This is a genomic window from Mycetocola sp. Y719 (genome assembly GCF_056713205.1).
The window spans coordinates 535957-551651 of sequence record NZ_JBWYGY010000002.1 but is presented as its reverse complement, the minus strand read 5'-3'; the positions used below and the strand labels follow the sequence as shown (position 1 = coordinate 551651).

The 15695-nt window shown below is 67.5% G+C and carries 18 protein-coding genes; 8 read left to right on the top strand and 10 right to left on the bottom strand.

Annotated features, from left to right (window positions below; genetic code table 11):
* Positions 1–11: 11 nt before the first annotated feature.
* Positions 12–1523, top strand: coding sequence for a leucyl aminopeptidase (locus tag AC1M0F_RS08950; protein ID WP_480237879.1), 1512 nt, complete (start codon positions 12–14; stop codon positions 1521–1523).
* 112 nt (positions 1524–1635) lie between these two features.
* Here AC1M0F_RS08950 and AC1M0F_RS08945 read toward each other — a convergent pair whose 3' ends face one another.
* Positions 1636–1953, bottom strand: coding sequence for a putative quinol monooxygenase (locus AC1M0F_RS08945; protein WP_480237878.1), 318 nt, complete (start codon positions 1951–1953; stop codon positions 1636–1638).
* A gap of 314 nt (positions 1954–2267) precedes the next feature.
* Between AC1M0F_RS08945 and AC1M0F_RS08940 the strand changes: the two genes are divergently transcribed.
* A complete protein-coding gene (locus AC1M0F_RS08940; protein ID WP_480237877.1) occupies positions 2268–2822 on the top strand; it encodes a DUF305 domain-containing protein in 555 nt (184 codons plus the stop codon).
* 38 nt (positions 2823–2860) lie between these two features.
* On the opposite strand, the gene AC1M0F_RS08935 is transcribed toward AC1M0F_RS08940, so the two are convergent.
* On the bottom strand, positions 2861–3244 hold the full coding sequence (locus AC1M0F_RS08935) for a heavy-metal-associated domain-containing protein (protein ID WP_480237876.1): 384 nt from the start codon (positions 3242–3244) through the stop codon (positions 2861–2863).
* A gap of 41 nt (positions 3245–3285) precedes the next feature.
* Positions 3286–3567, bottom strand: coding sequence for a metal-sensitive transcriptional regulator (locus AC1M0F_RS08930; protein WP_480238440.1), 282 nt, complete (start codon positions 3565–3567; stop codon positions 3286–3288).
* Between the two features lie 93 nt (positions 3568–3660).
* Between AC1M0F_RS08930 and AC1M0F_RS08925 the strand changes: the two genes are divergently transcribed.
* On the top strand, positions 3661–5814 hold the full coding sequence (locus AC1M0F_RS08925) for a heavy metal translocating P-type ATPase (protein ID WP_480237875.1): 2154 nt from the start codon (positions 3661–3663) through the stop codon (positions 5812–5814).
* Between the two features lie 121 nt (positions 5815–5935).
* Here the strand turns inward: AC1M0F_RS08925 and AC1M0F_RS08920 are convergent, their stop codons facing one another.
* The 3 genes from AC1M0F_RS08920 to AC1M0F_RS08910 all read right to left on the bottom strand — a co-directional run bounded on the left by AC1M0F_RS08920 (position 5936) and on the right by AC1M0F_RS08910 (position 8321).
* On the bottom strand, positions 5936–6838 hold the full coding sequence (locus AC1M0F_RS08920) for an EamA family transporter (RefSeq protein ID WP_480237874.1): 903 nt from the start codon (positions 6836–6838) through the stop codon (positions 5936–5938).
* 149 nt (positions 6839–6987) lie between these two features.
* Positions 6988–7197, bottom strand: a complete 210-nt coding sequence (locus AC1M0F_RS08915; protein ID WP_480237873.1) for a CDGSH iron-sulfur domain-containing protein — start codon at positions 7195–7197, stop codon at positions 6988–6990.
* Between the two features lie 14 nt (positions 7198–7211).
* A complete protein-coding gene (locus tag AC1M0F_RS08910) occupies positions 7212–8321 on the bottom strand; it encodes an iron-containing redox enzyme family protein (protein ID WP_480237872.1) in 1110 nt (369 codons plus the stop codon).
* A 249-nt stretch (positions 8322–8570) separates the two neighbouring features.
* Between AC1M0F_RS08910 and AC1M0F_RS08905 the strand changes: the two genes are divergently transcribed.
* Together AC1M0F_RS08905 and AC1M0F_RS08900 are read left to right on the top strand one after the other, a co-directional pair.
* Complete coding sequence (locus AC1M0F_RS08905; RefSeq protein WP_480237871.1) at positions 8571–9056, top strand: transporter substrate-binding domain-containing protein; 486 nt, start codon at positions 8571–8573, stop codon at positions 9054–9056.
* Positions 9053–10066, top strand: coding sequence for a cation efflux transmembrane domain-containing protein (locus AC1M0F_RS08900; RefSeq protein WP_480237870.1), 1014 nt, complete (start codon positions 9053–9055; stop codon positions 10064–10066). The genes AC1M0F_RS08905 and AC1M0F_RS08900 overlap by 4 nt, the downstream gene beginning before the upstream one ends.
* Here AC1M0F_RS08900 and AC1M0F_RS08895 read toward each other — a convergent pair.
* The 3 genes from AC1M0F_RS08895 to AC1M0F_RS08885 form a co-directional block, all read right to left on the bottom strand.
* Positions 10063–10371 carry a DUF7882 family protein gene (locus tag AC1M0F_RS08895; protein ID WP_480237869.1) on the bottom strand — a complete coding sequence of 103 codons (309 nt, stop codon included), beginning with the start codon at positions 10369–10371 and terminating at the stop codon, positions 10063–10065. The genes AC1M0F_RS08900 and AC1M0F_RS08895 overlap by 4 nt on opposite strands.
* Before the next feature lie 103 nt (positions 10372–10474).
* Complete coding sequence (locus AC1M0F_RS08890; RefSeq protein ID WP_480237868.1) at positions 10475–11896, bottom strand: sensor domain-containing protein; 1422 nt, start codon at positions 11894–11896, stop codon at positions 10475–10477.
* Positions 11889–12701: an alpha/beta fold hydrolase gene (locus AC1M0F_RS08885; RefSeq protein ID WP_480237867.1), complete on the bottom strand. Its 813-nt coding sequence runs from the start codon at positions 12699–12701 to the stop codon at positions 11889–11891. The genes AC1M0F_RS08890 and AC1M0F_RS08885 overlap by 8 nt, the downstream gene beginning before the upstream one ends.
* 269 nt (positions 12702–12970) lie before the next feature.
* Here AC1M0F_RS08885 and AC1M0F_RS08880 point away from each other — a divergent pair, with 269 nt between their 5' ends.
* A complete protein-coding gene (locus tag AC1M0F_RS08880) occupies positions 12971–13747 on the top strand; it encodes a putative bifunctional diguanylate cyclase/phosphodiesterase (RefSeq protein WP_480237866.1) in 777 nt (258 codons plus the stop codon).
* 29 nt (positions 13748–13776) lie between these two features.
* On the opposite strand, the gene AC1M0F_RS08875 is transcribed toward AC1M0F_RS08880, so the two are convergent.
* The gene (locus AC1M0F_RS08875) at positions 13777–14049 is read right to left on the bottom strand and encodes a hypothetical protein (protein WP_480237865.1); all 273 of its coding nucleotides are present in this window, start codon (positions 14047–14049) and stop codon (positions 13777–13779) included.
* Positions 14050–14224: 175 nt separating this feature from the next.
* Here AC1M0F_RS08875 and AC1M0F_RS08870 point away from each other — a divergent pair, with 175 nt between their 5' ends.
* Entirely contained in the window at positions 14225–14647 is a 423-nt protein-coding gene (locus AC1M0F_RS08870) for a MerR family transcriptional regulator (RefSeq protein WP_480237864.1), read from the top strand.
* The gene (locus tag AC1M0F_RS08865; RefSeq protein WP_480237863.1) at positions 14644–15627 is read left to right on the top strand and encodes an aldo/keto reductase; all 984 of its coding nucleotides are present in this window, start codon (positions 14644–14646) and stop codon (positions 15625–15627) included. The genes AC1M0F_RS08870 and AC1M0F_RS08865 overlap by 4 nt, the downstream gene beginning before the upstream one ends.
* Positions 15628–15695 lie beyond the last annotated feature (68 nt).

The following is a 15695-nucleotide window of genomic DNA, read 5'->3' as shown; positions in this document are numbered from 1 at the left end:
AGGACACGCTGATGACTCGCAGCCCGAACAAACTCATTCCCGCCACGTTCACCCCGGGGCCGTCGCTCTCGCCTGACGTTGCCGTCGGCATCGTCGTGCACACCGACCCCCCGGTCGGAGTGGATGCCTGCGGCTACGCGGTGGGGACGGAGGGGGCGGTCCCCGACGCGCTCGGCGTCGACCGCGCGGTTCTCGAACGCTCCGGCTTCGAGGGCAAGGTCGGCCAGGTGCTGCTGCTGCCGCAACCGGACGGCCCCGTCGTCGTCGCGGTCGGCGCGGGGCCGACCGTCGAGCAGAACGCCGCAGTGCTGCGAAACGTGGCAGCGTCGTTCGCCCGCGCCACCACGCGGCACTCGCGACTCGCCCTCACGCTGGGCAGCGAGTTCACACTGGAGCCGATGGCTGTCGGCCGGGCGCTCGCCGAGGGTGTTCTGCTCGCCCGGTACCGGTACACGGAGCTCAAAGCCACGGCGAAGGATGCCAGGCTCGAATCGTTCGACATCATCGTGAACGACGACGCCACCGACGTGTCCGCCGGGGTGCGGCACGGCGAACGGCTGGCTCGGGCCACGAACCTGGCCCGCGACCTCGCCAACACTCCCGCCGGCTACCTCACCGCCACCGACTTCGCCGATTTCGCTCTCGAACTCGGGCCGCAGCGGGGCCTCGAGGTCGAGGTGGCCGACAAGCAGAAGCTGATCGAACTCGGCTGCGGCGGGCTGCTCGGCGTGAATGCGGGCAGCACCGAGGAGCCGCGGATGATCGTCCTGCGTTACCGGCCGGAGGACGCATCCGGTCACCTCGCCTTCGTCGGAAAGGGCATCACCTACGACTCGGGCGGAATCTCGCTGAAGCCGTCCGACCCGATGCACCTCGCCATGAAGATGGACATGGCAGGGGCGGCCGCGGTGTTCGGGGCGATGACGGCGCTCTCCGACCTCGGCTGCACCACGGCCGTGACCGCGTATCTGATGTGCACAGACAACATGCCGTCGGGCTCGGCGACGAAACTCGGTGACGTGCTGACGATCCGGGGCGGCACGACCGTCGAGGTGAAGAACACGGATGCCGAGGGCCGGCTGGTGATGGCTGACGCCCTGGTGCTGGCGACGGAGGAATCTCCTGACGCCATCGTCGACATCGCGACGCTCACGGGTGCGGCGCTCGCGTCGCTCGGTCACCTCACGGCGGCGACGTTCAGCACCGATGACGGCCTGATCGGGCAGGTCCAGGCGGCGGCGGACGTCACGGACGAGTCGGTCTGGGAGCTTCCGCTCGAGCGGCGCTACCGGGAACAGCTCGATTCAGACGTCGCCGACATGTCGAACATGGGCGGCAAGTGGGCCGGTGCGACGATCGCGGCACTGTTCCTCGCGGACTTCGTGGCCGACGTGCCCTGGGCGCACCTCGACATCGCCGGGACGATGCAGTCCGAGAAGGACGACTTCTGGCGTTCGAAGGGGGCGACGGGTTTCGGCACGCGGCTGTTGATCGAGCTGGCGCTGAACTTCACGGCGCCGTAGCCGCGCGGGCATGCTGCCCGCCCCACGAGATGACAGTTGCGCACTCACTATCGGCGCAAATCGCGATTATGAGGGCGCAACTGTCATTCCGCGATCCGGAGGCAGCCGTCGGCTAGAGCGACCCCTGCATCTCGGTGCCGGCGGGCAACGGTTCGAGGCGGGTGACCTCGACCGGTGCGGCGAGCTTGCCCTCGAGAGCGGCGGTGAGGGCCGCGACCGCCTGGCCGCCGCCGTGGGCGTCGAGCAGCTCGGCGGATTCCCACTTCTCGATCATCATGATGGTGTTCTCGGGAGTGCGGTGGATCGCGTAGATGATGCACCCCGGCTCCTCGTGGACGGCGGCGATGGCGGGCAGGAGCGCCTCGTGCACGGCGTCGAACTGGCCGTCGGCTGGAACGAAATGGGCGGTGACTACGAGTGGATTGGTCATGGTGATCCCCACGCTACAGGCCGCGAGCGTCATTGCCGCAGCCACGGGCATCCGTTCGCTGAGAGTGCAGTTGCGCACCCAAGATCATCCGCGAGCGCGGTCTTGGGTGCGAAACTGCCATCTCGCGGGGGCGGCGGTGGCCACGGACTTCGTGGTCGCTGGGAGCCCGCTCGCGGAGCAGGAGTACCCTAGGGGGGTATAGACATTCGACCGGCCGGGACCGTTCCTCGCCGTTCTGGAGGTGACCATTCATGCTGCACAATGACCATTCCGCATCACGTCAGTGGACACGAGTGGTCGGCAGAATTACGCGCGTGCTTCTGGGGATCGCCGCTCTGGTGGCTGTGGCCGTACTCAGTGCTTGCACGATCAACTTTCCGACCGGTGGGGGCATGGGGTCATCGGCCCAGCGCCCTGCTGACGTCAACCAGAGCGACGTGATGTTCGTCGCGATGATGATCCCTCACCATGAACAGGCCGTGGAGATGAGCGACATCCTCCTCGAAAAGTCCGGCGTCGACGCCGAGGTGAGAACGCTCGCTGAAGACATCAAGGCAGCCCAGACGCCGGAGATCGAGCAGATGGATGCGTGGCTCTCGGAGTGGGGTATGAACATGGGGGGCGGGAGAGGCCATGGCGGGGGAATGATGTCAGACGATGACATGGGCACTCTGGAGGACGCTGACGGGCCGAGCGCGGCGGTGGTCTACCTCGAGTTGATGATCCCGCACCACGAGGACGCCATCGAGATGGCGGAGGACGTGCTCTCCACGGGTGAGAACGCGGATGTGCGCGAACTCGCGGAGAACATTCTGGAGAGTCAGACTCGTGAGATCGCGCTCATGGAGAACATGCTCGCGAGCGGGTAGAGGTGTGCCGGACCGCGGTCGCGGGGGTGGCGGTGGCCCTAGGGCGAGGTGACGAGCGAGTAGCCGGCCTCCTCGATCGCCGCAGCGACGTGTGCCCGGTCGAGCGGGGCGTCGCTGGTGACGACGACGGAGGAGACACCGTTGGGGTCGAGTGTCACATCGACGCCGTTCACGCCGTAGATCCCGGCGAGTTCTTCGGTGACGGCCGAGACGCAGTGCCCGCAGGTCATGCCGGCGACTGACAGCTCGGTCACGACTGAGCCCGGCGCCGACACGGCATGAGCGCCGTGACCGCCACCGTGTCCACCGCATGCGCAGCCACCGCCGCCGTGGCCGCAGCCACACCCGCCGGCGTTCACATCAGTGAGGCCCAGGTCGGTGCGTGCAGTCAGGCCGAGGTCGTTGAGGGGTGCTGCGGTCATGAAGTTCTCCTGGGATGTCGGGATGCGATCGGGTTCGGAAATCAGGAACGGACGAGCCTGGCGATGGCAGCGGATGCCTCGCGCAGCTTCTCGTCTGCCACCGGTCCACCCTCGCGGGTGGCCTCGGCGACGCAGTGGCTGAGGTGGTCCTCGAGCAGTTGAAGCGCCACGGTCTCGAGCGCCTTCGTGACAGCAGAGACCTGGGTGAGGATGTCGATGCAGTAGACATCGTCGTCGACCATGCGCTGGATGCCGCGCACCTGGCCTTCGGCGCGACGCAGCCTCTTCGTCAGGTCAGCCTTGTTGTCGACGTAGCCGTGCATGGGATCCTCCTCGGTGGCAATGCGTCCAATATACCCTGCGGGGGTATCGTTCACCACTTGCAGTATACCCCTGGGGGGTATATTGTGACAGCCATGAAGACCGAACACACGGCGCACAGCCCTGAGGCTGCCCACGAGCACACACCTCTCGAGCACAGCGCACACGAGGAACACATCGGAGCAGAGGCGGGGCACGGCGGCCACGCGGGTCATGAGGGCCACGCGGGTCATGGCGGCCACGGGGGCCATGCGGGTCACGGCGATCATGTCGGCCAGTTCCGCCGCCTGTTCTGGATCATGCTGGTCCTCGCCGTGCCGGTCGTCGTGTTCAGCCCGATGTTCGCGATGATCTTCGGCTACTCACTGCCGGACGCCGCCTGGGTCGCGTGGGTCTCGCCCCTGCTCGGCACCGTCCTGTACGTGTGGGGCGGTCGTCCGTTCCTCGTCGGCGCCGTAGACGAACTCCGGGCACGCAAACCCGGAATGATGCTGCTCATCGGGCTGGCCATCACGGTGGCGTTCGTGGCGTCGTGGGGAGCGACCAGCGGCATCCTCGATCATGAACTCGACTTCTGGTGGGAGCTCGCCCTCCTCATCGTGATCATGCTGCTCGGCCACTGGATCGAGATGCGGTCACTCGCCCAGACGTCATCGGCGCTCGATTCGCTCGCGGCGCTCATCCCGGATGAGGCGGAGCGCGTCCAGGGCGACCTGCTCGAGACGGTCTCGCCGGCCGACCTCGTCATCGACGACGTCGTCGTGGTGCGGCCGGGCGGGCGGGTGCCGGCCGACGGGCGGATCACCGAGGGCAGCGCCGATGTCGACGAGTCGATGATCACGGGCGAGTCGATGCCCGTTCGGCGGAGTCCGGGCGACCCCGTCGTCGCGGGCACCGTTGCGACCGACAGCGGCATCCGCCTCCGGGTCACCGCTGTGGGGGAGGGAACGGCGCTCGCCGGCATCCGTCGCCTCGTCGCCGAGGCGCAGAATTCGACGTCGCGGGCGCAACGGCTCGCAGACACGGCCGCCGGGTGGCTGTTCTGGTTCGCGCTCGGGGCTGGGGCGATCACTGCGGTCGTCTGGACGATGCTCGGGATGCCGGACGAAGCCGTCATCAGGACGATCACCGTTCTCGTGATCGCCTGCCCGCACGCCCTCGGCCTCGCCATCCCTCTCGTCGTCTCGATCGCCACCGAACGCGCCGCCCGTGCGGGCGTCCTGGTGAAGGACCGGCTCGCGCTCGAGAGCATGCGCACCGTCGACACCGTGCTGTTCGACAAGACCGGAACGCTCACCCGTGGCGAGCCCGTCGTCTCGGAGGTTCTGCCCGCCGGATCGTGGACCACGGATCGGGTGCTCGCGGCGGCGGCGTCAGCGGAGTCCGACAGCGAGCATCCGCTCGCCCGGGCCATCGTCCGTGCGGCGTCGCACCTCGAGCTGGCGCCCGCGACCGACTTCCGCTCGTCGCCGGCCGAGGGCGTCTCGGCGACGGTGGGTGGGGCATCCGTCTCGGTGGGCGGTCCGTACCTGCTGGAGCGGCACGGGCTGGCCCGCCTGCCCGGGACCTCTGAGTGGGACGGCGCCACCGTGCTGCACGTCGTGGTCGACGGGGTCGTCGTCGGTGCGCTGAGCCTGGCCGACGAGGTGCGCCCCGAATCGCGTGAGGCGGTGGACGCGCTGCACGCTCGAGGCATTCAGGTCGTGATGATCACCGGGGATGCGAAGCCGGTGGCAACGGCCGTGGCGGATGCCCTCGGTATCGACCGCGTGTTCGCGGGCGTCCGGCCCTCCGAGAAGTCTGCGCGGGTGGCGCAGCTGCAAAGCGAAGGCCACAGGGTCGCGATGGTCGGCGACGGCGTCAACGACGCACCCGCGCTGGCGCAGGCCGACGTCGGGCTCGCGATCGGAGCGGGGACCGATGTGGCGATCGCCTCGGCGGGCGTCATCCTGGCCAGCGACGACCCGCGGTCGGTGCTCTCGGTGATCGAGCTGTCGCGGGCGAGCTACCGCAAGATGAAGCAGAACCTCTGGTGGGCGGCCGGTTACAACCTCGTGTCTGTGCCGCTCGCGGCCGGCGTGCTGGCGCCGATCGGGTTCGTGATGCCCATGGCCGTCGGCGCTCTCCTCATGTCGCTGTCGACCGTCATCGTGGCGCTGAACGCGCAGCTGCTGCGGCGCCTCGACCTGCGGCCCGGTGTCGTGGTTGGTGCTGGTGCTGACTCCGCGAGGGACAAGGCGCTGGGGTAAGGGTGCTCGGCGGTGCTGGTAGGTCGCACGGTTCGCAGGAGATTTCACGATCTGCAGGATGCCCTGGGTCGATTCGTCCTGCTAACCGCACGATCTCCTGCAAACCGTGCGCGCGGTCGGGTCAGGCGATCGGCTCGGCGAGTCCCTGCGTCCGACGGGCGTGCAGGGATGCCGACCGGACGGCCCCGGCGCTCGCCACGACGACGAGCGCGATGGCCAGCCAGCTGACCAGTGTGAGGCTCTGGCCGAGCACGATGGCGCCGACGATCGCAGCCATCGCCGGGGCGAGGCTCATGAGGATCGAGAACGTCGACGCGGGCAGGCGACGGAGCGCCAGCAGCTCGAGCGCATACGGAATCGCCGACGACAGCACGGCGACAGCCAGGCCGAGCAGGAGTGCGGTCGGTGTGAACAAGGTGACCCCCGCGCTTCCGATGCCGAGGGGCAGAGTGAGGAGCGCTCCGATCGCCATCGCTATGGCGAGTCCGTCGAACTTGGGGAACCGTGCCCCCGTGCGCGCCGACATCAGGATGTAAACGGCCCAGAGTGCCCCGGCTCCTGCGGCGAAGGCGATCCCGACCGGATCAAGTGCCTCGTGCCCACCCTGGCTCAGCAGCACGACACCGGCGAATGCGAGCACGGCCCACAGCCAGCTCGCCGCCCGGCGGCTCGCGATCACGGAAAGGATAAGGGGTCCGAGCACTTCGATGGTGACGGTCGGGCCGAGCGGCAACCGCGCGAGTGCCTCGTAGAACAGCACGTTCATGCCCGCGAGCGCGACCGCGAAACCGGTGACGGTGAGCCAGTCGGCGCGCGAGTACCCGCGCAGCCTCGGTCGGCAGATGAGCAGGAGCACGATCGCCGAGAACGTCAGCCGCAGCGCGACCATCCCGAGCGGACCGACCGCCGGAAACAGCAGCACTGCGAACGATGCCCCGATCTCCTGGCAGAACAGGCCGCCGATGACGAGCCCCGCAGCGCCGATCGGCGCCCGTGCTGCCGGTCGGGTCGGGGTCGAAGTCACGCGTTCAAGCGTACGGCCAGTGCCGGGCGGCCACCGTACCCGCACCCCCGCCACGCTCAACAGGAGGAATCACGCGATTCGGACGCTCACCAGGAGCGAACGGCTCTCCGGGGACCGCCGTTCCTGTTTGAGCGTCAGAGCAGCGGGCGTCACGCCTCGGTCGTGAACCCGATCGCCTTGTGGGTTCCGTCGCAGAACGGCTTGATCGCCGATACTCCGCAGCGGCACAGGGCGATCGTCCTGCGCTTGCGCTCGATCGGGTCGCCCTCCGGCGTCACGAGGTCGAGTTCGCCGCGCACGAGCAGGGGACAGTTCGGGCACGCCACGATCTGAGGAGCCGCCCGGTTGAGGTCGCTCATGTCCGCCTCCACGATCAGGCTTCCGAACCGGATGCCGCCGGCGCGTCAGCCGACGGACGCCCGGTCACGAGCGGCACGCGCAGCGACGACTCACCTGCGGTCCACGCGTCGAGCATGTGCTGCCCGGCCCAGCCGTCGACGATGAGGCAAGCGGCCGCACCGAACATGATGTCGGCGCACAGCGCGGGCTCGTCCTCGGCGAGCGACCCGGCGAGGTCGCGTCCGGCGATCTGCTCGTGCACCGCATCCGCCTCGACGTGCTCATCGAAGTACCACGTGACATCCGCACCGAAGCCGTTCCGCCTGAAGCCCCTGGCGTACAGTCCGTTCGGGATCGACGACGTCATCTCGAACGCGGCCAGGTGGCCTGCGATCGCGCCGCGGAGGCGCCGGTTGAGCCCGAACATCGACATCATGTTGAGCGACGCGAGGGTCACGGCCGGCACGTGGTCGACGTATATGCCGTAACGGTCATCCAGTCCGAGCCCACGCATGGTGCCCGCGAAAATCGCCGCGTGCATCCGTTCGGGGCGGCCGCCGCCGTATTCGTCCGCCTGGATCTCGACCAGCGCGGCCTTCGCACGCCCGCTCAGCCGTGGGATCGCCCAGGAGTGCGGGTCGGCCTCCTTGAGGGTGTAGATCGACCGGTGCACGAGGAACTCGGTCAGCTGCTCGCGCGTGGCCTTCGCCGCCACGTACCGCGACAGGCTCGGCCCGGAATCCTCGCCGGTCAGCGCGAACAGTGCTGATGCGACCGACGCGCTCGTCGTCTCGGGCAGAGGCGGTACGGGCACGACGGCGCGCAGTTCCTTCTCGAAGGCATCCTCGAGGAGGCGGCGCAACGCGATGAGCGACGGATTCCACTCCCACCCGTCGTCGGTGTCGACCACACCTCCGTAGTGCAGGCCGTACAGCACGAACAGGGTCAGCTGGATGTCGTCGTCGTGCACGAGCTCTGTCGCCCGGGCGAGTGCCTCATCGGCGAGGGGAAGAAGGTCGAGATCGCGGATGCCGTCCGGCGCGTTCCCGAGGATGTCGAGGAGCCGGGCGCTGAGCGGCCCGCGGGAGCTGAAGGAGGGGTTCGGGTACGTGCCCTGCTCGAGCAGGGTCGGAGAAAGCGCCATTGTTCCACCATCGTCCGGGCTCCCGGCAACGGTCAAGGGCTTGCCATCGATCCTCATTCCTGCATGACGAGCCGTGCCCGGTCGTGCGAACCAGCGCGCGCGGGTGTTCCGGCTCCGCGCGGGTGAAAAAGCACCAGCGCAGAGCCGATTCACCCGCGCGAAGCAGCCAGGGCGCCCGCCGCCCATCACGACCCGCGCCGCCCTGTCAAGCTCGGCGCCGGCAGCCTCGAGCGGCGATATGGTGTGCCTATGACCCCCATCCGACGTCGGCTCCTCGCCGTGATGCTCGCCGTGGCGTTCGCGCTCACCGGCTGCGCGACGAGTTACCCGGCCGACCCCGACGGCACGCTCGACCGGGTGACCGGCGGCACCCTTCGAGTCGGGGTCTCGCCGAACGGGGACTGGACCGTCACCGGTGACGGCGACGACCCGTCCGGCATCGAGGTGACGCTGATCGAACAGTTCGCCGACACCATCGACGCCGAGATCGAATGGACGGAAGGCGGCGAGGAACGCCTCCTGACCGACCTCGAAGACGGTGAGCTCGACCTCGTCATCGGCGGGTTCACCGACCAGACACCCTGGTCGGAGAAGGCCTCGATCACGAAGCCGTTCGCCGAGGTCGATGCGAAGGATGGCACGACCGAGAAGCACGTCATGGCCACGGCCATGGGGGAGAACGCGTTCCTGCTCGAACTCGAGCAGTTCCTGCTCGACCGGGAGGATGCACCGTGACGGTCGTCGCGTTCGGCGAGACCGAACTCCCCAAGAAGCAGACCGAGACGCTGAAGAAGGCGATCAGGCTCGAGTGGATCACCATCGCGTTCCTCGCCGTCACCGTCAGCCTCGTGTTCCTCGTGCTCGGCAACTCCCAGGCCATGAAAGCCGCGTGGCTCGAAGACATCCTGTCATTCATCCCCCCGATCGCTTTCCTCATCGCAATCAGGGTGGCGCGCCGCAGGCCGAGCGCGAAGCATCCCTACGGCTACCACCGCTCCGTCGGGGTCGGGCACCTCGTCGCCGCGGTCGCCCTGCTCACGATGGGCACATTCCTCATCATCGATTCGGTGGCAGGTCTGCTCGCCGCAGAGCACCCGAGTATCGGTTCCGTCGAGCTCTTCGGCCAGGTGTTCTGGCTCGGCTGGCTGATGATGGGCGTCATGGCGGTCATCGCCCTCCCGCCGGTGTTCATCGGTCACGCGAAGATGAAACTGGCGCGCGAACTGCACGACAAAGTCCTGTATGCCGACGCAGACATGAACAAGGCCGACTGGATGACGGCGGTCGGTTCGATCGTCGGTGTCGGGGGCATCGGGCTCGGCATCTGGTGGACGGATGCCGCTGCGGCGCTCTTCATCGCCTGCAGCATCCTCTGGGACGGGGTCAAGAACACCCATGCAGCCGTCGACGACCTCATGGACAGCCGAGCGACGACGTTCGACGAGGCGAGACCACACCCGGTCATCCACCGTGTCGACGAGTATCTGCGCTCGCTGGGCTGGGTCGAGGATGCCGGCTCCCGCGCCCGCGATGAGGGCCACGTCTTCCACATCGAATCGTTCGTCGTTCCACGGTCGCGTCGCAAGGTCTCACTCGCCGACCTTGCCGCCGCGCGCGACGGATGCATCGAGCTCGACTGGAAGGTCGAGGACATCGTGATCATCCCCGTCACCGAGCTGCCCCGGGTCGTGCGGGACACGCACCCGGCGCACGCGCGGTCAGCCCAGCGGCGCCCCGCCGGTTAGGAAGCGGGCGGAACGTTCGTCGCGGCCGGGGGCTCAGGCACGATCTCGAGTCCGCCGACCGAGTTCGACGAACGCACGAGCGCCTGGATCCAGCGGGAGTTGATCTGCGCGGCGCGGCCGCCGTAATACTGGAACGACAGCGAGATGGCGCTGTGGATCCAGACCGTCGTGCGGCCCAGTCCGTTGGCGTTCTCGTTCCAGGTGAAGGCGAACGGCTCACCCCGGCGAAGCTTCGCGAGCATCACGATCTGCAGGTGGGCGAGGATGCGGTCATCGATGTTCGCGGTCACCTTCGAGTCGTACATCAGCGTTCCCACGGGGCGGGCCTCCAGGTCTCGAACTCCACCGCGGAGCGGCTGAGGTGTTGAATGATTCTATCGACGAACGAGGCGGGCACCCGCCGGTGAGCTACACATGGACGACCGTGATCCGGTTCTTGCCCGCGTTCTTGGACGTGTACATGGCCGCATCGGCCGTTCGCAGGATCAGGTTGGCAGATGCGCCCGTCCTGGCGTTGGGACCGATCACGGCGATCCCGATGCTGGCAGACAGCGGATGCCCCTCGGCATCCGGAACAGGCTCGCTCACGGCCTTCTGAATTCTCTCGGCCACCACGGTGGCCGCGGCTTCATCGGCGTCATCGCAGACGACGACGAACTCGTCGCCTCCGTACCGGCCGATGGTGTCCTCCTGCCGCACCGACGTGCGAAGGCGTTCGGCGATCCGCTGAAGGACGGCGTCGCCCGCGGAATGGCCGTTGGTGTCGTTGATGGCCTTGAACCCGTCGAGGTCGAGAAAGAGCACCGAGACCGGGCGCCCCGTTCGCCGCGATGTGGCCAGTGACTGGCTCAGGCGCTCCTGCAGGAGTTTGCGGTTGGACAGCCCGGTGAGCTGGTCATGGAGGGCCAGTTGCGTGAGCTGATCCTGCAGTCGGATCCGTGCGAGGACCTGGGCCGCCTGCCGGGTCAGGGCGTTGGTGAGCTCGACGGCGTTGTCGTCGAATGTGCGGTGCCTGGCGAAGGAGTAGAGGATGACGCCGAGCAGCGAGCCGTTGTCGAACACGGGCACGGCAGTGACGGTCTCCAGGCGAGCAGAGCGGAGCGAAGGGGCGAGGTCGGGAAGATCGTGATCCGCCCGTTCGGTCGTGTCGGAGACGGTGACCATGTGTCCACGTCGCACGGCCTCGGACTCAGGGCGGAGCGCGTCTGCCGCGAGGTGATCCTGCAGGGGATTCGTGCCGGCGGCGAGGACGAGTTCGCCTCGGGAGTCGATCCGGAACACGGCGGCAGCCGTCGCGTCGACCGCGCTGCGCACCGTACCGGCCAGGGCGTCCGCGAGGCCCTGCTCCGTCGCCGCCGCTGCGAAATCGCTCGAGGCCTGCTGGAGGACCCGAACCCGCGCCTCTGACGATTCAGCGGCCCGCCGCGAAGCAAGGAGCTCGCGTTCGTAGTCACGTCGCCTGGTCGAATCGAACACGGCGATCCGGATCTCCTGCCGCCCGTCAGGGCCTGTCGCGATCACGGAGTTCACGAGAGTCGGAACGGATGCGCCGTCAGCGCAGGTCAGGGAGAGAGCGACTTCGTCGGCCCGCCCCTCCAGCCTCAGTACCGGCAGGTGCCGCGTCTCGTGGAACAGCCTGCTCCCCACCGAGAGGAGGCTCTTGAACGTCTCGCCGATCACAGCTTCCCTGCGGTGGCCGGTCATGCTCAGGTACGTGTCGTTGACCAGGGTGACCACGCCGTCGGCAGTCGTGACCAGGTATCCGAACGGCGCGTTCTCGAACAGGTCGCCGGAGACGTCGCGATCCACCCCTCTGGCCCTCTCAGACACGGAGGTACGCCAGAATCGCGTCGCGGAGTTCCTCGGGTGCCGAGAGGTTCGGGCAGTGCCCGGTCGCTGACAGTTCGACCAGTTCGCTGCCGGGAATCTCGGCGTGAACGAACGTTCCCACCGACACGGGGGCGATGATGTCGTCCTGGCACTGCAGCACGAGCGTCGGCGTCGTCACATCCTTCAGGTCGCGGCGGTTGTCTGACAGGAAGGTGACGCGCGCGAAATGACGTGCGATCGTCGGGTCGGTGCTGCAGAAGCTCTCGACCAGGGTGTCGCCGAGGGCGGGGCGGTCGCCGTTTCCCATGATCATCGGGGCGATGGAGGCGGACCAGCCCAGGTAGTTCGCGTCGAGGGCGTCGAGGAGCGAGTCGATGTCCTCCTGTTCGAACCCGCCCTCGTACCCGGTGGCGTTGATGTAGCGGGGAGACGGCCCGACGAGGATGAGCGCGCCGAACGATGCGGGGTCGCGCGTGGCCGCGAGAACGCCGATCATCGCACTGACCGAGTGCCCCACGAACACGACGTCTCGCAGGTCGAGGGCGTCAACGATCTCGAGGAGGTCGTCGGCATACCCGTGGAGGGAATCGTACTTCCCCCGGTCGTACGCGCCGAGGTCCGATCCGCCGGACCCGACATGGTCGAACAGCACGACCCTGAAGTTCTCGGCGAAGTACGGAGCGACCTCACGCCACATCTCCTGACTGCACCCGAACCCGTGGCCGAAGACGATGGGCCGTCCGTCCGGGTTGCCCGAGACGGTGACGTTGTTGCGCTGGAGGACCGTGCTCGTGGAGCTCTCCATGGTGATGTCGTTCCTGGTCGTGAATCGCGAGCCTCACGGCCCGCCGTTCGCACCTCCGCGACGGCTCACAAAGCGTAACCGACCCCAAATTGCACGGCAATTTCGGGGCGGGGCTTCACCGGGAGTCTCCGGTCGTGTAAGGGATCGCGATTATACGCACACGGAGGCCGGATCCGGGTGCGTAGAAAAATTCTCTTCCCACGCTGACGATGGACTATGTCCAATTGCACCGTCCCCAGACCCGGACGATTCAGGCTCGAGGCGCCGTCGTGCCAAGACGGAGGCTCGTGGTGACGATCGAGGCGGAACTGGAGGGCGCCGTCGGTCGTGCGGAGATCGTCGCGTATTTCCAGCCGCAGGTCGATCTGGTCACCGGACGAGTCGCTGGCGTCGAAGCACTGTGCCGATGGCGCAACCCGCATCGCGGACTGGTCCCGCCTGCCGAGTTCATCCCGGCGGCAGAGAAGAGCGGCCTGATCCACGAGATCGGTGCATTCATGCTGGAGGAAGGATGCCGTCAGGCGGCGCTGTGGCGGAGCGTCGGCCGCGAGATCGACGTGTCGGTGAACGTCTCCGCGCTTCAGCTGGCGAAACCCGACATCTTCAACCGGCTGCACGAGCTGCTGCAGGAGAACACGCTCCCCGACGGTGCGCTCACCATCGAGATCACCGAGTCCCAGCTCATCGCGGACATGGGCGGCGTCGCTTCTCGCCTGCGCGTGCTCAAAGCTCTTGGCCTCGGGATCTCGCTCGATGATTTCGGCACGGGGCGGTCGTCACTGAGTCAGCTCCAGGATCTTCCGATCACCGAACTCAAAATCGATCGGTCGCTCGTTCAGGACGACACGAGCGCTGGAGCACTCATCGCCGTCGCTGTCGCACTGCTCCAGGAGCGCGGCGTGCGGGTCGTCGCTGAGGGCGTCGAGACCGAAGCGCAGCTCGAGAGGGTTCGCGAGTTGCACTGCGACCGCGCACAGGGCTTCCTGTTCGGGCGCCCGGTGCCGGTGGGTGAACTCGACGAGATGCTCGCGCAGACCCAGCCCTGACGCATCGGCCAGGGCGGAAACCTGCGGGCCTACAGACCGCCGAAGGCGTCGTCGTCGAGCTCCACCTGATCGTTGCCGCTGTGATCGCTCGGGGTGTTGTCGCCCCCGACGTCGATCTGGCTCCACGTCACAGGCATCCCGGGGGAGAAGAGGATGTCGATCCCGGGGCCCGTTCGCAGCGGCGGGATGTTGACGTATCCACCCCCGGCCTGGATGGCCGCGAGAATCTTGTCGCGCAGTTCGGTGACGGGGTCCGGGAGAAAATAGTCCCGACCGTCGACGGTCAGCCTGTGAACGATCACCTGATGAATTCCTGTCTCTGCCTGGCGCAGCCTCAGCCGCGCAACCAGCACAACGTTACCGGCTGCGACTGGATCGACCCGACATCGGGAGAGGGCTTGCGAATCGCCCGCACGTGCCGAACATCCGGGGAGCCGGACTTGACGTGGAGTGCACTCCAAGGTTCATGCTTGGCGTATGAGCATCACAGAGAGCGTTCCGGGGAGCAGGATTCCCGACACCGTGGTTCCGCGTGAAGGCCTCACGATCGGCGCGGCCGCCGCGGCGAGCGGGCTGAGCGCCGACACGGTCCGGTACTACGAGAAGGCCGGACTGACCCTGTCCCCGCCCGACCGGTCGGCCTCGGGTCAGCGCCGGTATTACGAACGCGACCTGCGCTGGCTCGACATGCTCGTGATGCTCCGCAAGACCGGGATGCCGATCCGCGACATCCGCTCGTTCGTCTCGCTGTACAGCGTGGACGGCAGCGAACCGGAGCGGATGGCCATCCTCACCGCGCATCGGGAACGGGTCCTCGCTGACCTGCGTGAGGTGCAGGAGCACCTTGCAGCGATCGACCGCAAAATCGAGTTCTATGAGAAGAAAGTGAATCAGCAATGAAGACAGTCGCACTCGGAAGCCAGGGACTCATCGTTCCCATCGAGGGCCTCGGCGCCATGGGAATGAGCGCCTTCTACAGCGGACGTGACGATGACGAGTCGATCGCGACCCTCAACCGCGCGGTCGACCTCGGGGTCACGCTCATCGACACCGCGGAGATCTACGGGCCGTTCACCAACGAGAAGCTCATCGCCCTGGCACTGGGAAGCCGCAGGTCCGAGATCACGATCGCCTCGAAGTTCGCCCGCGAGGTGTTCGACGACGGCACCATCGGCCCCGTCAACGGCAGCCCTGCGTATGCCAGGAAGGCGCTCGAGCGCTCGCTGCGTAATCTCGACACCGATGTGATCGACCTCTACTACATGCACAGGATGGACCCCGAGATTCCGATCGAGGAGACCGTCGGAGCGATGGCGGAGTTCGTCGCAGAGGGGAAGGTCCGCTACCTCGGGCTGTCGGAAGCCGCCCCTGAGACCATCCGCCGCGCGCACACCGTGCACCCGATCACCGCCGTGCAGACCGAGTACTCGCTGTTCGAACGGTCTCCTGAGGTCAACGGAGTTCTGGAGACGGTGCGAGAACTCGGCATCGGTTTCGTCGCGTATTCACCGCTCGGTCGTGGCTTCCTGTCCGGTGAGATCACGAAGCCGTCCGATTTCGCCGAAGACGACTTCCGCCGCCACCTGCCCCGGTTCAGCGAAGAGAACTTCGATCAGAACCTCGTCCTGGTCGAGAAGATCCGCTCGCTCGCCTCCGCGAAGGGCGTCACACCGTCGCAGCTCGCCCTCGCGTGGCTGTTCGCTCAGGATGTCGTCGCGATCCCCGGCACGAAGCGGCGCAGCTACCTGGAGCAGAACGCTGCGGCGGCCGACATCGACCTGTCTGCTGACGACATCGCGGCCCTCAGCGACGCGGCCCCGGTCGGTGCTGCCGTCGGCACCCGCTACGACGAGGCGGGAATGAAGCAGACCTACCTGTAGGCGGTCGCTCCGTCGTCGGCCGAACCGGGAGGGCACGCACCCGGTGCCCGCCCGTAGACAGCGGGAGG